Annotated in this window: 13 protein-coding genes; 6 read left to right on the top strand and 7 right to left on the bottom strand. The window is 72.6% G+C overall.

Annotated features, from left to right (window positions below; genetic code table 11):
- Nucleotides 1–90 precede the first annotated feature (90 nt).
- Together pepN (IG54_RS0115440) and IG54_RS0115435 are read left to right on the top strand one after the other, a co-directional pair.
- Nucleotides 91–2658, top strand: coding sequence for an aminopeptidase N (pepN, locus tag IG54_RS0115440; RefSeq protein WP_030783232.1), 2568 nt, complete (start codon nt 91–93; stop codon nt 2656–2658).
- 112 nt (nt 2659–2770) lie between these two features.
- A complete protein-coding gene (locus IG54_RS0115435) occupies nt 2771–3838 on the top strand; it encodes a hypothetical protein (protein WP_030783230.1) in 1068 nt (355 codons plus the stop codon).
- A gap of 38 nt (nt 3839–3876) precedes the next feature.
- Here IG54_RS0115435 and IG54_RS0115430 read toward each other — a convergent pair whose 3' ends face one another.
- The gene (locus IG54_RS0115430; protein ID WP_030783228.1) at nt 3877–5694 is read right to left on the bottom strand and encodes a TIGR03767 family metallophosphoesterase; all 1818 of its coding nucleotides are present in this window, start codon (nt 5692–5694) and stop codon (nt 3877–3879) included.
- Nucleotides 5695–5953: 259 nt separating this feature from the next.
- Nucleotides 5954–6421: an NUDIX hydrolase gene (locus IG54_RS0115425; RefSeq protein WP_030783226.1), complete on the bottom strand. Its 468-nt coding sequence runs from the start codon at nt 6419–6421 to the stop codon at nt 5954–5956.
- A gap of 304 nt (nt 6422–6725) precedes the next feature.
- Here IG54_RS0115425 and IG54_RS0115420 point away from each other — a divergent pair, with 304 nt between their 5' ends.
- Nucleotides 6726–10010: a S8 family serine peptidase gene (locus IG54_RS0115420; protein WP_234336181.1), complete on the top strand. Its 3285-nt coding sequence runs from the start codon at nt 6726–6728 to the stop codon at nt 10008–10010.
- A gap of 66 nt (nt 10011–10076) precedes the next feature.
- Here IG54_RS0115420 and IG54_RS42015 read toward each other — a convergent pair whose 3' ends face one another.
- The gene (locus IG54_RS42015; protein ID WP_234336179.1) at nt 10077–10817 is read right to left on the bottom strand and encodes a hypothetical protein; all 741 of its coding nucleotides are present in this window, start codon (nt 10815–10817) and stop codon (nt 10077–10079) included.
- Between the two features lie 2 nt (nt 10818–10819).
- The gene (locus tag IG54_RS0115410; RefSeq protein ID WP_030783218.1) at nt 10820–11335 is read right to left on the bottom strand and encodes a sigma-70 family RNA polymerase sigma factor; all 516 of its coding nucleotides are present in this window, start codon (nt 11333–11335) and stop codon (nt 10820–10822) included.
- A 212-nt stretch (nt 11336–11547) separates the two neighbouring features.
- Between IG54_RS0115410 and IG54_RS0115405 the strand changes: the two genes are divergently transcribed.
- Nucleotides 11548–12564, top strand: a complete 1017-nt coding sequence (locus IG54_RS0115405) for an aspartate-semialdehyde dehydrogenase (RefSeq protein WP_030783215.1) — start codon at nt 11548–11550, stop codon at nt 12562–12564.
- Nucleotides 12565–12616: 52 nt separating this feature from the next.
- Here the strand turns inward: IG54_RS0115405 and IG54_RS0115400 are convergent, their stop codons facing one another.
- Nucleotides 12617–13816, bottom strand: coding sequence for an MFS transporter (locus IG54_RS0115400; protein WP_051819542.1), 1200 nt, complete (start codon nt 13814–13816; stop codon nt 12617–12619).
- A gap of 107 nt (nt 13817–13923) precedes the next feature.
- Here IG54_RS0115400 and IG54_RS0115395 point away from each other — a divergent pair, with 107 nt between their 5' ends.
- Nucleotides 13924–14814, top strand: a complete 891-nt coding sequence (locus IG54_RS0115395; protein WP_030783210.1) for a LysR family transcriptional regulator — start codon at nt 13924–13926, stop codon at nt 14812–14814.
- Here IG54_RS0115395 and IG54_RS0115390 read toward each other — a convergent pair whose 3' ends face one another.
- The gene (locus tag IG54_RS0115390; protein ID WP_030783207.1) at nt 14815–15321 is read right to left on the bottom strand and encodes a DUF1203 domain-containing protein; all 507 of its coding nucleotides are present in this window, start codon (nt 15319–15321) and stop codon (nt 14815–14817) included.
- Nucleotides 15322–15440: 119 nt separating this feature from the next.
- Nucleotides 15441–16682, bottom strand: a complete 1242-nt coding sequence (locus tag IG54_RS0115385) for a flavin-dependent oxidoreductase (RefSeq protein WP_030783204.1) — start codon at nt 16680–16682, stop codon at nt 15441–15443.
- A gap of 289 nt (nt 16683–16971) precedes the next feature.
- Between IG54_RS0115385 and pepN (IG54_RS0115380) the strand changes: the two genes are divergently transcribed.
- Complete coding sequence (gene pepN, locus IG54_RS0115380) at nt 16972–19539, top strand: aminopeptidase N (protein WP_030783202.1); 2568 nt, start codon at nt 16972–16974, stop codon at nt 19537–19539.
- Nucleotides 19540–19601: the final 62 nt, after the last annotated feature.

Below are 19601 nucleotides of genomic sequence, written 5' to 3'. Positions count from 1 at the left end.
GGCATTCCCGGATGTCGGCCGCCGGGGCCCCATGCGAGGATCGTAGGCATTCGAGATGCCAGTCATGCGAGTCACAAGGGAGTGCCGCCCGTGCCCGGTGAGAATCTGTCCCGCGACGAGGCCCGCGAGAGGGCCGCGCTGCTGTCCGTCGACGGCTACGAGGTCTTTCTGGACCTGCGCTCGGCGCTCGGCGAGAGCGGTCAGGAGCCGCGCACGTTCCGCTCGGTGACCACGATCCGCTTCCGCGCCGAGCCCGGCGCCGCGAGCTTCGCGGACCTGGTGGCGCCGAGCGTCACGGCCCTCTGTCTGAACGGCAAGGACCTGGACCCCGCCCAGGCCTTCGACGGCACCAGGATCGCGCTGGAGGACCTGGCCGAGGAGAACGAACTGGTGGTGGACGCCCAGTGCGCCTACAGCCGCACCGGTGAGGGCATGCACCGCTTCGTCGACCCCGAGGACGGCGAGGTCTACCTCTACACGCAGTACGAGCCCGCCGACGCCCGCCGCGTCTTCGCGAACTTCGAACAGCCCGACCTGAAGGCGCCCTACCGCTTCGAGGTGAAGGCCCCCGAGGGCTGGACGGTCTGGTCGAACGGCGTGGGTGAACTGACCGACGGCGTATGGCGCTTCGCCGAGACCAAGCCGATCTCCACGTACATCACGGCGGTCGTGGCCGGCCCGTACCACCACGTGACCGACTCCTACGAGCGCGTCCTCGACGACGGCACGCGCCTGGAGATCCCCCTCGGCGCGATGTGCCGCAAGGGCCTCGCCCCGCACTTCGACGCCGACGACGTCTTCCTGGTGACCAAGCAGGGCCTGGACTTCTTCCACGACAACTTCGACTACCCCTACCCCTTCGGGAAGTACGACCAGGCGTTCGTGCCGGAGTACAACCTGGGCGCGATGGAGAACCCCGGCCTGGTCACGTTCCGCGAGGAGTTCATCTTCCGCGGCAAGGTGACCCAGGCGTCGTACGAGCGCCGGGCCAACGTGATCCTCCACGAGATGGCCCACATGTGGTTCGGCGACCTGGTCACCATGCGGTGGTGGGACGACCTGTGGCTCAAGGAGTCCTTCGCCGACTTCATGGGCTCCTTCTCGATGGTCGAGGCGACCCGCTTCACCAACGGCTGGATCACCTTCGCCAACAACCGCAAGGCGTGGGCCTACCGCGCCGACCAGCTGCCCTCCACGCACCCCGTCACGGCCGACATCCGCGACCTGGAGGACGCCAAGCTCAACTTCGACGGGATCACGTACGCCAAGGGCGCCTCGGTCCTCAAGCAACTCGTCGCCTATGTGGGACGCGACGCCTTCCTGGAGGGCGCCCGCCGCTACTTCAAGCGCCACGCCTACGGCAACACGGTCCTCGGCGACCTGCTGTCGGTCCTGGAGGAGACGTCCGGGCGCGACATGGCCTCCTGGTCGCGGTCCTGGCTCCAGACAGCCGGTGTCAACTCCCTCACCCCGCAGGTCATCCTGAACGCGGAGGGCCGGATCACCGAGCTGTCCGTGCTCCAGGAGGCCGCCGAGTCCCACCCCGAGCTGCGCCCGCACCGGGTGGCGGTGGGCCTGTACCGCAGGGCGGCCGGCGGCGAGCTGGAGCGGTACGCCCGCGCCGAGATCGACGTCGAGGGCCCGCGCACGGTGGTGGCCGAGCTGGCCGGGGAGGCGGCGCCCGAGCTGATCCTGGCCAACGACGACGACCTGACGTACTGCAAGGTCCGCTTCGACGAGAACTCCCTCGCGACGCTGCGGGAGCACCTCGGCGACATCGCCGACCCGCTGGCCCGGGCGCTGTGCTGGTCGGCGCTGTGGAACCTCACGCGGGACGGGCTGATGCCGGCCCGTGACTTCATCGGCCTGGTGCTGCGTTTCGCGGGGCGCGAGAGCGACATCGGCGTGTTGCAGATGCTGCACGCGTGGACCAACTCCGCCCTCACGCACTACGCCGCGCCCGACTGGCGCGAGGAGGGCGGCCGGGCGCTCGCCGAGGGGGCGCTGCGAGAGCTGCGGATCGCCGAGCCGGGCAGCCAGCATCAGCTGACGTGGGCGCGGTTCTTCGCGGCGGTGGCCTCCTCGGCGGCCGACCTGCAACTGCTCCAGGGCCTGCTGGCCGGCACGGCCAGGATCGACGGCCTGGACGTCGACCAGGAGCTGCGCTGGGCACTCCTCGGCCCGCTGGCCGCGCACGGGGCCGCCGGTGAGGACGTCCTCGCGGCCGAGCTGGCCCGGGACGACACGGCTTCCGGCAAGCGGCACCACGTGCGGTGCCTGGCCGCGCGGCCCTCGGCGGCGGTCAAGGCGCAGGCGTGGGCCGCCGTGGTGGAGTCGGACGCGCTGTCCAACGCGCTGGTCGAGGCGACGATCGCGGGGTTCGCCCAGCCGTCGCAGCGGGAGCTGATCGCTCCTTACGTCTCGAAGTACTTCGACGCGATCGAGCGGGTCTGGTCGGAGCGGTCCATCCAGATCGGCATGGATGTGGTGCGGGGCCTGTTCCCGTACCTGCAAGACGACGAGAGCACGCTGGCGGCGACGGACGAGTGGCTCACCACCCACGCCTCGTCGGCACCGGCCCTGCGCCGCCTGGTCCTGGAGGCCAGGGACGACCTCGCTCGCGCGCTGCGCGCACAGGCTTGCGACGCGGGGGCCTAGCCGGAGATCATCGGCAGTCGAACGCTCGTGCTTTAGGGCGAGCTTGTCCGGGTTTGTCGACGGATCTGTAACAGCGGTTAGAGGGCGGAGCGGCCGAGGGAACGACCCCGGCATGAACCACGACGCCCCGCCCTCCCCGCTCCCCCTCCAGCCCCTCTCCCACATCCGGCCCCGCGTCCTCAGCAGCGCCCAGCTCCGCGAGCACGGGGTCTCCGCCGCCGACGCCGGTGCCCACTGCCGCCCCGGTGGGCCCTGGCGGCAACTCCTGCCGGGCGTATGCCTGTTGCACCCCGGCCCGCCGACCACCGAGGAGCGGCTGCACGGCGCCCTGCTGTACGCGGGGCGCCCGCCCGCCCGCGAGGCGCGAGCCGTGCCCGCGCAGCCCGGCGCGGGCGAGCAGCACGCCCCGTACGGCGACGCGATGATCACGGGCCTCGCGGCGCTCACCCTGCACCGCTTCTCGTCCGCTCCCCCGCTGCTCTCCCAGGACCGCATCGACGTCCTGGTGCCCCGCACCCGCCGTCTGCGGTCCGTCGGCTTCGTCCGGCTGATGCGCGGCGCCGCGCTGCCGACTCCCCAGCAGATCACGGGCGTTCCCGTGGCCCCCGTGCCCCGCGCACTGGCCGACGCGGTGGCGCAGCTCACCGAGGCGGGTGCCGTACGGCGGCTGCTGACCGAGGCGGTGCGCGGCGGGCACTGCGAACCCGCCGCGATCGTGCGGGAGTTGAGTTACGCACGGCTGCTGGCTCTGCCGCACGTCGTGGACGCGGTGGACTCGCTGCTCGCCGAGGGGCGGGCCATCGCGGAGGACCGGCTGTACCGGCTGGTCGCCGAGCACGGCCTGCCCGACCCGCTGTGGAACGTCGATCTGCGGCTGCCCGGTGGCCCGCACCTCGGTGGCGTCGACGCCTTCTGGCCGGAGCAGGCCGTCGCCGTAGAGCTGGACACCCGCGCGCCCCGCCAAGGCCTGCGCCAGGACTTGTGCCAGGACGACGACGCCCTGTGGTCCGAGTACGCCCGCAAGCGCGAGCACTTGGAGCGGCTCGGCATCACCGTCGTACACATCACCCCGAAGAAGCTCAGGGACTCGGCGGAGCAGCAGGCGACTGTCCTGCGGACGGCGCTGATGGCGTCGAACGACCGCGAACCGGCGGCGTACGTCGTGGTGCTCCCCCGTTAGCCGTCGTGGTGCTCCCCGTTAGCGGCCCCTACCGCGCCTCAGCCCTTGCGCAGCACCAGCTCCGTGTTCCGGTCGCCCGCCTCGCCGCCCAGCGCGGGCTTCGCGCCGGGGGCGTTGAAGGACAGTTCGCGGTAGAGCGCGGCGAGACCGGTCTGGGAGAGGTCGGCGAAATCCGTGCGGTGCGGGGCGGCGGATTCGATGAGGGTGGTGAGGACGGAGACCGTGCCGTCGTGGTTGTCGGCCAGCTCGACGACCCGCGCCAGCTGCGGAAAGTCGATGTGCGAGGCCGTCGAGATCTCCCAGAAGGACCCGTGCGGGGTGCGGTGCGGGGTGATGGCGTTCTTGTGGCTGTGGCCGTTGACCCAGGCGAGGACGGAGCGGTGGCGGCCGAGCAGCGCGAGGACCTCCTCGCCGCCGTGCCGGGCCTCACCGGGGTGCGCCGGATCGTGGCGGAGGTTGCGCATGGTCCGGCTGGTGTGGTGACTGAGGACGACGACGTAGGAAGGCCCGCCCGCGCGGCGTTCGTTGGCGGCCAGCTCCCGCTCCAGCCAGCGCAGTTGGGCGGTGCCCAGCGAGCCCTCGTAGTGGCCGCCGGGGTCGGTGGTGTCCAGGCTGATGCCGAGCACGTCGTCGCTGACGCGGAAGGAGTAGTACTGGGTGGCCGACGCGAGGTTCTCCTGGGTGTAGCCGTGGCCGACCGGGCCCGCGCCCGCGTGGGCGGGAGCCAGGTGCGCCAGGACGTACTCGGCGGGCGTGAAGGGCGCCCGGGACTCGTCGGGCGTGATGGACCGCATGCGCCGCGCCTCGCTCTTGAGGAGTTCCTTGAAGTGGGCGCCCTTGGGGTCGCGCCCCTTCTTCACGGCCTTCCACAGGGCGGCGCCCCGCGTCTCTTCCAGGGACATCAACTTCTTGCCGCCGACGGCGAATTCGGTGAAGTACGCGTCCTTGGGCGCCCAGCAGCCGCCGGGCAGCGCGTCGTGGTTGCCGACCGTGGAGTACCAGGGCAGGTCGAGGCCGGGGCTGTTGACCTCGCGGACGGCGGCGTCGAGGAAGCCGGGCAGCCGCGGGAAGCCGAGCGCCTTGTCGGCGTCGCGCAGGGCGTCGTCCGGGTGCCAGTACAGCTTGAGGCCGCTGTCCTGCACGCCTTCGTAGCGGCGCGGGTCACCGGTGTTGGGGGTGATGCGGCCGCCGCTCATCACCTTGAGGAACCAGTCCAGTTCGGTGCGGGAGTTGTTGTCGGTGTTGTCGCCGGTCGTCACGACGCAGTGCAGGGGGGCGCCGGTGGCGGGGGCGCCGCGCAGGGCGTTGACGCGCTCGACGAGGGAGACGGCGCCGGCCACCGAGAGGGACTCGTGGGGCCGCCAGGCGCTCGCCGTCTGTGCGCGCAAGTACTCGTACCGCAGCGGGTGTTGTACGTCGACCAGGTGCAGGTCGGTGAATTGCACGAAGGCGGCGAGCGCGGTCCTGCGCCCCTCCCGCCCCGGTTTCGGCGCCGCGAGGTCACCGCGCACCACGCGCGGCCAACCGGGCCCATCGCCGAGCCGCCGGTAGCCGGAGGTGCCGCGCGCGGCGGCGGTGGTGAGCAGCGTGGTGCCGCTCTTGTACGGGGCGAGGGGCGCGGCGGGTGCCTGCCGGGAGCGCGGGACGGCGGCGTGCCCCGCGGGTGAGGCGTTGCCGGAACCGGCGCCGGGGCCCAGCGCGTAGCCGATGCCCGCGGAGAGGGTGACCGCTCCGGTGGCGGCGAGGAGGGCGCGGCGGTCGAGGCGGCCCGCGGCGCCGGCCGCGACGGAGGCGGCTCCCGCGGCGGCCGTGGCGGATGCGGCAGTTGCGGTGGCGACAGAGCGTATGCGCGGCATGCGCGGTCTCCCCGAGTGCGAACGCGTCGGCAGTGGTCGCGGGGGGGGTCCGGGACCTGGTTGCGGCCCGCGGATTTCCCGCTCGTACTGGATCGTTGGCATCGGGGGTGACCTGCGTGTGAACGAGACCGCAACGGGCAGCGCCGATCACCGTACGTGGATCACCGGGCACCCCGCGCGGTCATCGGACTCTTTCCACGCGGAGGGGAAGCGGTCACTCCATGTTCACCTTCCGGGGAAGGGGAGGCTCGTCGCGGGCTCACCGGCCGGGGTCGGCGGCGCGGTCGATGTGGCCGTCGGCGGGGCGGGAGCGCCACAGGGCGAGGCCGATGTCGACGAGTCCGACACGGTCGAGGTGTGGCACGGACTCCAGCGCGTGCCAGGCCGCGAGGTCCGTGGAGCCCTCGGTCTCGTGCCGCAGTTCGCCGCCGGTGACCCGCCCCTCGTACAGGATGCGCAGCCCGTGGAAGTCGGCGACGGCGCCGAGCCTGCGGGGGTAGCGGCGGCGCAACGAGTCGACGCCGAGGAGCGCCACCGGTTCGACGACGTACCCGGTCTCCTCGTCGGCCTCGCGGATCACGGTGTCGTAGGGATCCTCGCCGTGGTCCATGCCGCCCCCGGGCAGCGTCCAGCGTTTGCTGCCGTCGCCCGCTACCCAGCGGGCGAGCAGCACCTGTCCGTCGCGTACGCATACGGCGTAGGCCGCCACCCGGAGTTCTTTCTGCACGGGGTCGACGCTAGGCGGTCCATCCGTCGCCCGCCGTTCATCCGCGAGTTCGCCGTGGCCTGTCGCGCGGTTCCCCGCCCTCCTTCCGGGGGCGGGGCCGTTCCCCCATGTCCCCCTATAACCAGCCATGTCCTCGATGGCGCATGGCGGAATTGCGTCACGCCCTGATCACAGCTCGGACAACTCTCCCCAAACAGCTGTCACTTACGTAAGGCTGAGCGGTCATCCGGCCCCGAATTCCGGACCTTCTCGAAGGGTGGGCCGGATGAACCCTCCTTCCCGACCTTCACGTACAGGGATGCCGATGCCCAGATCCAGTTCCAGCGCGAGACACGCGCCCCGCCTCGCGATAGCCGTCGGCCTCACCGCCGCGCTCTGCGCGACCGGGGCCGCACCCATGGCCTTCGCGGCGGACGACGCCCCCGTGCCCGAGCCCAAGTCCGCCGCGGCGAAGCTCGGTGCGGCCGACGCGGACCTGCTCGCCGACGCCAAGGCGGACGGCGACAAGACGGTCACGATGATGGTCGCGACCGCCCCCGGCGCCACCGAGCAGGTCGCCGACCAGCTCGACGGCGTCAAGGGCGGCTCGGTCGGCCGCACCTACGACAAGCTCGGCTACGTCCGCGCGACCGTGCCGACCGGCAAGGCGGACGCCGCGATCAAGTCGGCCGCGAAGCTGTCGTCCGTGCACGCCATCGACCTGCGGCACGAGATCGAACTGGACGACCCGACCCCCGCCGCCGACCGCGCCAAGGGCGCGAAGCCCGGTGCGAGGGGCACGTACCCGGGCCCGGACAAGAACACCCCCGCGAAGAACCCGTACAACCCGTCCGCCGAGACCGGCGCCGTCGACTTCGTGAAGAAGCACCCGAAGGCCGACGGCCGCGGCGTCACCATCGGTGTCCTCGACTCGGGCATCGACCTCGGCCACCCGGCGCTGCGGAAGACCACCACCGGCGAGCGCAAGATCACCGACTGGGTGACCGCGACCGACCCGATCGTGGACGCGGACGGCACCTGGCGCCGGATGACCAACCCGGTCACCGGCCCCGTCTTCACCTGGGACAGCGAGACGTGGAAGGCCCCGGCGGGCACCTTCCAGGTCAACCGCTTCCGTGAGTCGGCCACCACCGGCGGCGACGCCAAGGGCGACCTCAACCGCGACGGCGACACCACCGACAGCTGGGGCCTCCTGTACGACCCGGCGGCCGGCACGGTGCGCGTCGACCTGAACGACAACAAGGACTTCACCGACGACGAGACGATGAAGCCGTACAAGGACGGCCACCAGGTCGCCTACTTCGGCAAGGACGACCCGGCGACCGACGTCGTCGAGCGCATCCCGTTCGTCGTCGAGATCCGCAAGGACGTGCCCACCGACCCGTACGGCGGCGACTGGGTCGGCAAGAAGGCCGACTTCGTCAACGTCGGCCTCATCGAGTCCGAGCACGGCACGCACGTCGCGGGCATCACCGCGGCCAACGGCCTGTTCGGCGGCAGGATGAACGGCGCGGCACCCGGCGCCAAGCTGGTCTCCTCGCGCGCCTGCACCTGGTCCGGCGGCTGCACCAACGTCGCGCTGACCGAGGGCATGATCGACCTCGTCACCAAGCGCGGCGTGGACATCGTCAACATGTCGATCGGCGGTCTGCCGGCGCTCAACGACGGCAACAACGCGCGCGCCGCGCTCTACACCCGCCTCATCGACACCTACGGCGTGCAGCTCGTGGTGTCCGCGGGCAACTCCGGCCCCGGCGCCAACACCATCGGTGACCCGAGCCTCGCCGACAAGGTCATCTCGGTCGGCGCCGCCATCTCCAAGGAGACGTGGGCCGCCAACTACGGCTCCGCCGTGGAGAAGAAGTACGCGATGATGAACTTCTCCTCGCGCGGTCCGCGCGAGGACGGCGGCTTCACGCCGGTCATCTCGGCGCCGGGCTCGGCCATCAACACCACGCAGACCTGGCTGCCGGGCTCCGCGGTCACCGAGGCGGGCTACCAACTGCCCGCCGGCTACTCGATGTTGCAGGGTACGTCGATGGCCTCCCCGCAGGCCGCGGGCGCCTCGGCGCTGCTGCTCTCCGCCGCCGAGCGCGAGAAGATCGACCTCACCCCGGCGAAGCTGCGCACCGCGCTGACGTCCACCGCGAACCACATCCGCGGTGAGCAGGCGTACGCGCAGGGCACCGGCCTGATCGACGTCGTCGACGCCTGGGACGCCATCGAGGACGGCGCGAAGGCCCACACGTACACGGTGAAGGCCCCGGTCGACACCGCCCTGGACCAGGAGCTGAAGAAGCCCGGCACCGGCATCTACGACCGTGAGGGCGGCCTGCGGGCCGGCCAGAAGCGGACGTACGACGTCACGATCACCCGTACCTCGGGCCCGGACCGCGGCATCCGCCACGAGCTGGACCTGGCCAAGAACCACGAGGGCACCTTCCGCCTCCTCGGCAAGGGTGACGTCACGCTGCCGCTGAACGAGCCGGTCACCGTGCGGGTCCAGGCGAAGGCCAGGTCGGCCGGTCTGCACAGCGCGATCCTGACCGTCGACGACGAGCGCACCGAGGGCATCGACCAGCAGATCATGTCGACGGTCGTCGTCTCGGCGCCACTCGCCAAGCCCTCGTTCTCGTACGAGGCCGACGGCTCGGTGCAGCGCAACAGCACCAAGTCGTACTTCGTGACCGTGCCCAAGGGCGCCAAGTCCCTCGAAGTCGCCCTCGGCGGCCTGAAGGACAAGAGCCAGACGCGGTTCATAGCGGTGCACCCCTACGGCGTCCCGGTCGACTCCACGTCGTCGCTGGTCTGCTACCCGAACTACGAGAACCCGGCCAACACCTGCCGCCCGGACCTGCGTTCGTACGCCGAGCCGCAGCCCGGCGTCTGGGAGATCGAGGTCGAGTCGCGCCGCACGTCGCCGCTGCTCGACAACCCGTACAAGCTGAAGGTCTCCGCGCTCGGCGTCGACTTCGACCCGGCCGTGCAGACGCTCCCCGAGGCGAAGGTCGGCACCCCCGCGCCCGTCGCCTGGAAGGCCGTGAACAAGTTCGCCGCGGTCGACGGCAAGCTGAGGGGCGGCTCGCTCGGTTCCGCCAAGTCGGCGCGGCCCACCATCGGCCAGGGCGCCACGCAGACCAGCACGGTGGTCGTGCCCGAGGGCGCGGAGCGGCTCGACGTCGCCATCGGCTCGCCCGCGGACGTCGCCGCCGACCTGGACCTGGCCGTCAAGAAGGACGGCAAGGTCGTCGGCTCGTCGGCGGAGGGCGACTCGGAGGAGACGGTGAGCCTGTCGAAGCCGGCCGCCGGTACGTACACGATCGAGGTCGTGGGCTACTCGGTGCCGACCGGCTCGACCGCGTACGACTACCGGGACGTGTTCTTCTCGGGCGCGCTCGGCAAGGTCACGGTCGACGAGTCGAAGCAGGTCAAGCTCGGCAGCGGCGACTCGGCGCAGGTCGAGGCCAAGGTCGAGGCGAAGGCCCCGGCGGCCGAGGGTCGTGAGCTGTTCGGCGAGGTGTCCCTGCTGAACGCGGGCGGCACGGTCGCGGGCAACGGCAGCGTGAAGATCGAGAAGGTTACGCCGTAGGTCCAGTAGGTCCAGCGGTGTCCTGGGGCGCCGGGCAGGCTCGGTCGAGCCCGCCCGGCGCCTTTCTCATCGGCCCTCGCACCGGATCTTCGCCGCGCCCGGCAGGGCCTTGAGGACCGTGCGGCGCAGGCTGTCGCGGTCCTTGCCCGTGGACCAGTTGTCGGGGTGGGACTCGCCCCGGGGGATGGTGATCATGACGCGGTCGCCCTTCTCCAGGCGGGGGTCCACGTCCTCGTCCATGGGGAAGGTGAGCGTCCGGGCCCCGGACCCCGGCTTGTAGTAGCGGGTCACGTCGAGCGTGATCCGGTCGCGCGCGGCGCCCGGCACCGCCTCGACCGCCGTGACCGTGCCCTCCACGATGAGCCGCGAGCACGCCACGAGACCCTCCGCGGTCAGCGACCCCGCCGCCCCGCCGTCTCCGTCCCGCTCACTCCTCCCGTCCGGCGCCGCCCCCTTGGCGCTGCCCGCGCCCGCGTCGTACTCGGCGGCGCCGGGACCGGCCTCCACCGCGAGCCAGGCGAGCCCCCCGACCAAGGCCGCGGCCACCGCGGCGGCCACCGCGCCGAGCGCGACGGTGACGCGGCGGCGGGCCGCACGCGGCCTCAGCGGAACGACGACCGGCGCCGCGGACCCGGCGGAAGCCGCCAGCGCCTCGCCGACGATCCCCAGCCGCTCCCTCAGCAGGGCCACGTCCGCCACGGCCGCCGCGTGCTCGGCGGCGAAGGCGGGGTCGCGCAGCGCCTCCCGCGGAACGGGGTCGTCCGTGATCGCCGCCATCAGCGCGTCGAAGTCGTTGTTGCCGGGCACCGTCACACCACCTCCCCTTCGTGCAGCCGAGCCCGCAGGAGCCGTACCGCCGTGTGCAGCCTGCTCTTGACCGTGCCCTCCGGAATGCCCAGTTCATCCGCTATCGCCCGTACCGGCAGATCGGCGTAGAAGCGCAGCACCACGACCTGCCGCTGGGCGTCCGGCAGCTCGCCGAGGCCCTGCGCCACCGCCATCGACAGCGCCCGCGACTCGGCGCCGTCCTCGTCGGTCGCCTCCCGCCACAGCACGGAGAGCCGCTCGCCGAGCCGCTCCTGCCTGCGCCGGGCCCGGTGCCAGTCCATGGCGAGGTTGGAGGCGACGACGGCCGCCCACGCGGACACGTCACGCGGCGCCTCGCGCCCGTCGGCCGCCCGCTCCAGGAGCTTCAGCCTGACCTGCTGCACGCCGTCCGGCAGATCGGCGTGCGGCACGCCGCCGAGCGCGAGCACCGCCCGCACCCGGTCCTCCTGAGCCGCGTCCAGCGGATCCGCCGCCTGCCCCTGCGGCGCGCGGCGCACTCTCCTGCGCGGCAATGTCGCCCTCCCGTCCCCCCGTTTCCCCTACGACGCCCCGGCGGCCCGGAACGTTCACGGCGGGAGCGGGCGAATGTGGCGTCCCGCACCTCGGACAATGGATTGGACAAGCCGGGCCCGGACAGACGCATGATGGAGCCACCCCCCACAGACCGGCCGAGGTCACGAGGCCGCACGCACATACGGAGGAAGTCCCTGTGAAGGTCGGAATCGTCGGAGCCACCGGTCAGGTCGGCAAGGTCATGCGCAAGATCCTCGTCGAGCGGAAGTTCCCGGTCGACGAGCTGCGCCTGTTCGCCTCGGCCCGCAGCGCCGGCACGGTCGTGGACGGCGTGACCGTCGAGGACGCCTCCACCGCCGACTACTCCGGCCTGGACATCGTGCTGTTCTCGGCCGGTGGCGCCACTTCCAAGGCCCTCGCCGAGCGGGTCGCCTCGCAGGGCGCGGTCGTGATCGACAACTCCTCCGCCTGGCGCATGGACCCCGAGGTCCCCCTCGTCGTCTCCGAGGTCAACCCGCACGCGGTGGCGAACCGCCCCAAGGGCATCATCGCCAACCCGAACTGCACGACGATGGCCGCGATGCCCGTCCTCAAGCCGCTGCACGCCGAGGCGGGCCTCGAAGCGCTGGTCGTCGCCACCTACCAGGCGGTGTCCGGCTCCGGTCTCGCCGGGGTGGACGAGCTGTTCGAGCAGGTCAAGAAGGTCGGCGAGGACGCCCCGAAGCTGACGCACGACGGCTCCGCGGTCGACTTCCCCGAGCCGGACAAGTACGTGGCGCCGATCGCGTACAACGTCCTGCCGATGGCGGGCTCCATCGTCGACGACGGTCTGAACGAGACCGACGAGGAGCAGAAGCTGCGCAACGAATCGCGCAAGATCCTGGAGATCCCGGAGCTGAAGGTCTCCGGCACCTGCGTGCGCGTGCCCGTCTTCACCGGGCACTCCCTCCAGGTCAACGCCCGTTTCGCACGTCCGCTGAGCCCCGAGCGCGCCACCGAGCTGCTCTCGAAGGCCGAGGGTGTCGTCGTCACGGACGTGCCCACGCCGCTGGTCGCCGCGGGCAAGGACGACTCCTTCGTGGGCCGCATCCGCAAGGACGAGACGGTCGACAACGGCCTGGCGTTCTTCATCTCCGACGACAACCTCCGCAAGGGCGCGGCGCTGAACGCCGTGCAGATCGCGGAGCTGGTCGCGGCCGAGCTGAAGGGCTGATCCCGGCCACGTCCCGACGGGGGCGGTCACCCTTCGCGGGTGGCCGCCCCTTTCACGTACGTCCCTGTCGTACGCCCTTCGCGCATGCCACGGCCACCAGCGCGAGGCCGGCGAGGGCGCCGCCCAACCACAGCGCGTCCCCGGCCCCGCGGCTGTCCGCGACCCGGCCGCCCGCGAACGCGCCGAGCGCGATCGCCACGTTGAACACCCCGGCGAAGAGCGCCGACGCCGCCTCGCGGGCGTGCGGGGCGGCGGCCATCACCCAGTTCTGGGCGGAGACCGACACCCCGCCGTACGCCAGGCCCCACGCCACGAGCAGCGCCGCCGACGCCAGGAGCGAGCCGCCCGCGGGCACCAGCAGCAGCACCACCGTGCCGAGCCCGGCGCAGATGGCGAGCAGCGCCCGGCGGGGATCGCGAGCCGCTACGGCGCCGCCCGCGAAGTTGCCGACGATGCCTGCCGTCCCGTAGGCGAGGAGCAGTCCGCTGATCAGCCCGGCACCGATCCCCGGCACGCGCTCAAGGACGGGGCGGACGTAGGTGTACGCGGCGAAGTGCCCGGTGACCAGCAGCGTGACGGCGAGCAGCCCGGCCCGCAGCCGCCCGATCCGCAGCAGTCCGGCGAAGGCGCCGAGCCGGACTCCCTCGCGTGCGGGCAGCTTCGGCAGCACCGTGGCGAGCAGCGCGGCGACGGACAGGGCGAGCGCGGCGAGGGCCGCGAAGCCCCAGCGCCAGCCCGCCAGTTCACCCAGGAGCGTGCCCGCGGGGACGCCCAGCACGGACGCCACGGCGATTCCGCTGAAGATCACCGCGGTGGCCCGCCCCGCGGCCTCCTCCCGGACCAGGCGCACCCCGAGCCCGGCGGCGATGGCCCACACGCCACCGATGCAGACGCCGACCAGGACGCGCGCGACGAGCAGGACGCCGAAGGCGGGGGCGAGCGCGGAGGCCAGATTGGCGGCGGCGAGCAGCGCCATCAGTACGCACAGGACCGTACGCCGGTCCGCGCGGCGCACGGCGACGGGCAGCAGCAGGGCGGCGAGCGCCGCGACGAGGCCGGGCAGGGTGACGGCGAGACCGGCGGTGCCGTCCGAGACACGCAGGCCCGAGCCGATGGAGGTGAGGAGGCCGACGGGAAGCATCTCGGTGGTGACGACGGAGAAGGTCGCGGCCGCCACGGCGAGGACGGCGGGACCGCCCCGCTGCCGGGGCACCGCCGCCGGGGGTGTGGGGAGTCGGGTGCTCTGAGACATGACATCCACCCTGTGGCGCGGCCGGACGGGGAACAACGCCGAAGATCTCATCCTTGTATGAGCCGGGCTCATCGATGGGAGGGGCCCGGGAGGAGCGTCGTACGGACATGAACGGGCTTGAGATCCGGGAGCTGGAGTGCTTCCTCGCGCTCTCCGAGGAACTGCACTTCGGGCGGGCGGGGGAGCGGCTGTACGTGTCGCAGAGCCGCGTCAGCCAGCTGCTCGCCGCCCTGGAGCGCAGGATCGGCGCGCGGCTCGTCGAGCGTACGAGCCGCCGGGTCCGGCTGACCCCGCTCGGGACGCGTTTCCTCAGCGAACTCCGTCCCGCCTACGAGCAGTTGTCGTCGACGGTCGAGCGGGCGAGGGCGGCGGCGCGGGGCGTCGAGGGCACGCTGCGGATCGGCTTCCAGGGGACCGCGGACGCGCGGCTGATGGCAGCGATCGCGGCCTTCCAGGAGCGGCATCCCGGCTGTGTGACGGAGATCGTGGAAGTCCCCTTCGCCGATCCGTTCGGGGCGGTGCGGCACGGGGAGGTGGACGCGGCGATCGTGCTGCTGCCGGTCGCCGAGCCGGATCTGGTGCTCGGCCCGGTCTTCTCCAGCGAGCGGCAGACCGTCGCGGTGTCGGTACGGCACGCCTTCGCGGGGCGGGCCTCGCTCACCGCGGCGGAGCTGGAGGGGACCCCGCTGATCGCCGCGACGGGACCGGCCCCCGCGTACTGGCGTACGGCGCACGCCCCTTCGGACACGCCCGCGCCCGCGGTCCGCACGCTCCAGGAAGGGCTGACGCTGGTGGCGGCGGACCGGGGCGCGATGCTGCTGTGCCGTCCGACAGCGGAGTACCACGGCCGCAAGGACGTCGTCTTCGTGCCGGTCGACGGGTTGCCGGACTCGGTGCTGGGGATGGTGTGGCACCGGGACGGCGGGACGGCGCGGGTACGGGAGTTCGCACGGGCGCTGTCCGGTGCCGACGCCGGTGCCGTCACCAGTGAGGCCTGATCACGCGTCCCTGCGCACCTCGAAGTGGAAGCAGCCGTACTCCACGGCGCGGACGTGCACGAGGACGACCTCCGGGTCGGCGAAGGCCTCGTCGAAGGCGGCGTCGAAGCCCTTCGTCTCCTCCGCGGGGATCTCCAGCAGGCGCCCGCCGACGATGCGCCCCTCGGCGTTGTAGCGGCGGACCGTCCGCAGGGCCCCCGCCCGGGAGTAGGGGTAGCCGGCACGCTCCCGGGCCGGCCCTTCGCAGGGGTCGGCGTGGATGAAGACGGGCCCCTGCTCGTCGTAGGCGCCGGGCCGCGCACCGCTCTCGGCGGCCCAGCGGCGCAAGGGCGCGTACGACACAAGAGCGACCCGCTCCCCGGGCTCGACGGCCCGCAGACAGCACCGCAAAGGGTCACCGCCCTCGGGGTCGACGTACGCAACGCAGGGCCGCCCCGCGTCATCGACGTCACGGAGCTGGGCGAGGGCGTCAGGGGTGATGGGGCGGGGGGTGTAAGCGGTGGTCATGGGTCGAGCGTCGCGCGTGGGGCGGGGGCGGGGCTGGCGGATTTCGGACATCGAGCTGGGGAATTCAAGCCCGTCCGGCGTTTGAGGACGAACTCGGCGGAGCCGGTGACAGGGCCGGTTCAAGGCCCCAGGCCAGTGGTCCGCCGGTACGCCGCGTCCAGCGCGGCCAGCTCCTGCGGGGTCAGGACGTCCTCCACCCGCTCGAAGCCGTCGGGGGCCCGCTCCGCGACCGCTTGGAGGACGCGGTCGGCCGGCATGTCGCGGTTGGCGAGGACCACCGCGTTGGCCGCCTCCCTGCGCACCTCCTCGTAGGCCCGCAGCCCCGCCTCCCGGTCCGGCGAGGCGTACGCGAGGCAGCGGGCGAGGACGCCCGCGTCGAGGATCGCCTGGGAGCCGCCGCTGGACCCCACGGGGTACATGGGGTGCGCCGCGTCGCCGAGCAGGGTCACCGGGCCGCGGCCCCACCACGCCAGCGGATCCCGGTCCACCATCGGGTACTCCAGGATGTGCCGCGTGGCGGCGAACAGCGCGGGGACGTCGAGGTCGGCGACGCGCCACCCCGCGTAGTGCGGCAGGACGTCCGAGAGCCGCCCGGAGCGGTTCCAGTCGGCGGGCCCCGCCATGGCGTGGTGGTGCGCCCGTGGGTACCGCACCTCCGCCACCCAGTTGAGCACCGCCCTGCCCCGCTCCTGGGCGGGCCGCGAGATCGGGTAGACGACGAGTTTGGCGGCGGCGTTGCTGCCCGCGATGGCGACCGTCCGCCCGCCGAGCACGGGATGCCATTCGGCGACGCCGCGCCACATCCGGACGCCGCTCCACCGCGGCGGCCCCTCGCCGGGGTGCAGCATGGCCCGGACCGCCGAGTGCAGCCCGTCCGCCCCGACCAGGGCCCGCGCCCGCACCGCGTACTCCCGGCCGCGCGCCACGTCCCGCAGGATCACCCGCAGCACGCCGCCCTCGTGCTCGGCGAGGCGGACGAAGGCGGTGCCGGTGCGCACCGCGTGGTCGCCGAGCCGGTCGCGCACCGCGGCGAGGAGGAGCAGCTGGAGGGCGCCGCGGTGGAGGGAGTACTGCGGCCAGTGGTGGCCGTCCGCGAGGCCGCGCGGCTCGCTCCAGATGCGGTTGCCGTGCCGGTCGAAGTGGGTCATGGCGTCCGGCGCGACCGCGGTCGCGGCCAGCTCGGCGCCGAGCCCGAGAGCGGTCAACTCCCGTACGGCGTACGGAAGCAGGTTGATGCCGACCCCCGCGGGCCGCAGCTCGTCGACGGCGTCCACCACGCGCACCTCGATGCCCGCCGCGTGCAGGCCGAGCGCGGCGGTGAGCCCTCCGATGCCGGCGCCCGCCACCAGTACGTCGGTCATGGCCGCCGCGCGGCCGGACCGGCGCGGCCCGGCCCCTCGATCCCCAGCATCTCCCACATCCCCCTGTGGTCCCGGCGGCCCCGGCGCTCCCGGTCGGCCGCCCAGTGGCCGCGCGCCCGGCCGGTGACGCGGGCCGTGGTCGGCGGCCCGCCCGGGCCGGGGCGGTGGCGCGGAGCGTAGCGGCACGGCAGCGGGAGAACAATGGCCCGGGCGGGCGTGCGAACCCGCATGGAAGGATGGCCGGAAACACCACAAGTGACCTACTCGTCGTACCCGAGGAGATGACCGCGTGCCCGGCACCAATCTGACCCGCGAAGAGGCGCAGCAGAGAGCGAAGCTGCTGACCGTTGACTCGTACGAGATCGAGCTGGATCTCTCCGGAGCACAGGAGGGCGGCACCTATCGGTCCGTGACCACGGTGCGCTTCGACTCCGCGGAGGGCGGCGCGGAGACCTTCATCGACCTGGTGGCCCCCGCGGTCCACGAGGTCGTCCTGAACGGCCACGCGCTGGACGTGGCCGCGGTGTTCCGCGACTCGCGCATCGCGCTGAAGCACCTGGCGGCGGGCCCCAACGAACTGAGGGTCGTCGCCGACTGCGAGTACACCAACACCGGTGAGGGCCTGCACCGCTTCGTCGACCCGGTCGACCAGCAGGCCTACCTCTACACGCAGTTCGAGGTGCCGGACGCGCGCCGCGTGTTCGCGAGCTTCGAGCAGCCGGACCTCAAGGCCACGTTCCGGTTCACGGTGAAGGCGCCGAGCGGCTGGACGGTCATCTCCAACTCGCCGACGCCCGAGCCCAAGGACGACGTCTGGTTCTTCGAGCCGACGCCGCGCATCTCCTCGTACATCACGGCCCTGATCGTCGGCCCGTACCACTCGGTGCACTCCTCGTACGAGGGCCCGAACGGCCAGTCGGTGCCGCTCGGCATCTACTGCCGGCCCTCGCTCGCCGAGTTCCTCGACTCGGACGCGATCTTCGAGGTGACGCGGCAGGGCTTCGACTGGTTCCAGGAGAAGTTCGACTACGCGTACCCCTTCGCGAAGTACGACCAGCTCTTCGTGCCGGAGTTCAACGCGGGCGCGATGGAGAACGCGGGCGCGGTGACCATCCGCGACCAGTACGTGTTCCGTTCGAAGGTGACGGACGCGGCGTACGAGACGCGTGCGGAGACCATCCTCCACGAGCTGGCCCACATGTGGTTCGGCGACCTGGTGACGATGGAGTGGTGGAACGACCTCTGGCTGAACGAGTCGTTCGCGACGTACACGTCGATCGCCTGCCAGGCGTACGCGGAGGGCTCGCGCTGGCCGCACTCCTGGACGACGTTCGCCAACTCGATGAAGACGTGGGCGTACCGCCAGGACCAGCTGCCGTCCACGCACCCGATCATGGCGGACATCCGCGACCTGGACGACGTCCTCGTCAACTTCGACGGCATCACGTACGCGAAGGGCGCGAGCGTCCTCAAGCAGCTCGTCGCCTATGTCGGCATGGACGAGTTCTTCCGGGGCGTGCAGGCGTACTTCAAGGCGCACGCGTTCGGCAACACGCGCCTGTCGGACCTCCTCGGCGCCCTGGAGGAGACCAGTGGGCGCGACCTGAAGACGTGGTCGAAGAAGTGGCTGGAGACGGCGGGCATCAACGTGCTGCGCCCGGTCGTGGACGTCGACACGAAGGGCGTCATCACGTCCTTCGCCGTCAAGCAGGAGGCCCCGGCGCTCCCCGCGGGCGCGAAGGGCGAGTCGACGCTGCGGCCGCACCGGATCGCGATCGGCCTCTACGACCTGGACGAGGCGTCCGGCAAGCTGGTGCGCACGGACCGCGTGGAGCTGGACGTCGACGGTGAGCTGACGGCGGTGGACGCGCTGGTGGGCAAGGCCCGCCCGGCGGTGATCCTGCTGAACGACGACGACCTCTCGTACGCCAAGGTCCGCCTGGACGCCGAGTCGCTGGCGTTCGTCACCGACCACATCGGCGACTTCGAGGCGTCGCTGCCGCGGGCGCTGTGCTGGGCCTCCGCCTGGGACATGACGCGTGACGCGGAGCTGCCGACGCGGGACTACCTCTCCCTGGTCCTGTCCGGCATCGGCAAGGAGTCCGACATCGGGGTCGTGCAGTCGCTGCACCGCCAGGTGAAGCTGGCGCTCGACCTGTACGCGGCGCCGGCCCGCCGCGAGGAGGCGCTGACCCGCTGGACGGAGGCCACCCTCACCCACCTCCGCTCGGCCGAGCCGGGCAGCGACCACCAGCTGGCGTGGGCGCGGGCCTTCGCGGCGACGGCCCGCACGGACGCCGAACTCTCCCTCCTCGAACGCCTGCTTGACGGCTCGGAGTCGATCGAGGGCCTGGCCGTGGACACCGAGCTGCGCTGGGCGTTCGTGGGCCGGCTGGCGGCGACGGGACGTCTCGACGAGGCGGGGATCGCGGCGGAGCTGGAGCGGGACAAGACGGCCGCGGGCGAGCGCCACGCGGCGTCGGCGCGGGCGGCGCGGCCGACCGCGGAGGCCAAGGCCGCGGCGTGGGCCTCGGTCGTCGAGTCCGACACCCTGCCCAACGCGGTCCAGGAGGCGGTGATCGGCGGCTTCGTCCAGACGGACCAGCGGGAGCTGCTCGCCCCCTACACGGAGAAGTTCTTCGCCTCGGTCAAGGAGGCGTGGGACTCCCGCTCCCACGAGATGGCCCAGCAGATCGCCCTCGGCCTCTACCCGTCCCTCCAGGTCTCCCGGGCCACGCTGGACGCCACGGACGCCTGGCTCGCCTCGACGACCCCGTCGGCGGCCCTGCGCCGCCTGATCACGGAGTCACGGGCGGGCGTGGAGCGGGCGCTGCGGGCACGGGACGCCGACGCGTAGCCCTCGGGCCGGGCGGGGGGGGCGGGTGTCTGGGCCCCTGCCGGGCGGGGCGGGCCTTGCCT

Origin of the sequence: Streptomyces sp. NRRL S-920 (assembly GCF_000717945.1) — a bacterium.
Classification (GTDB): Bacteria; Actinomycetota; Actinomycetes; order Streptomycetales; family Streptomycetaceae; genus Streptomyces; species Streptomyces alboniger.
The sequence above is the reverse complement of the archived record's forward strand: the minus strand, read 5'-3'. Positions and strand labels throughout refer to the sequence as shown.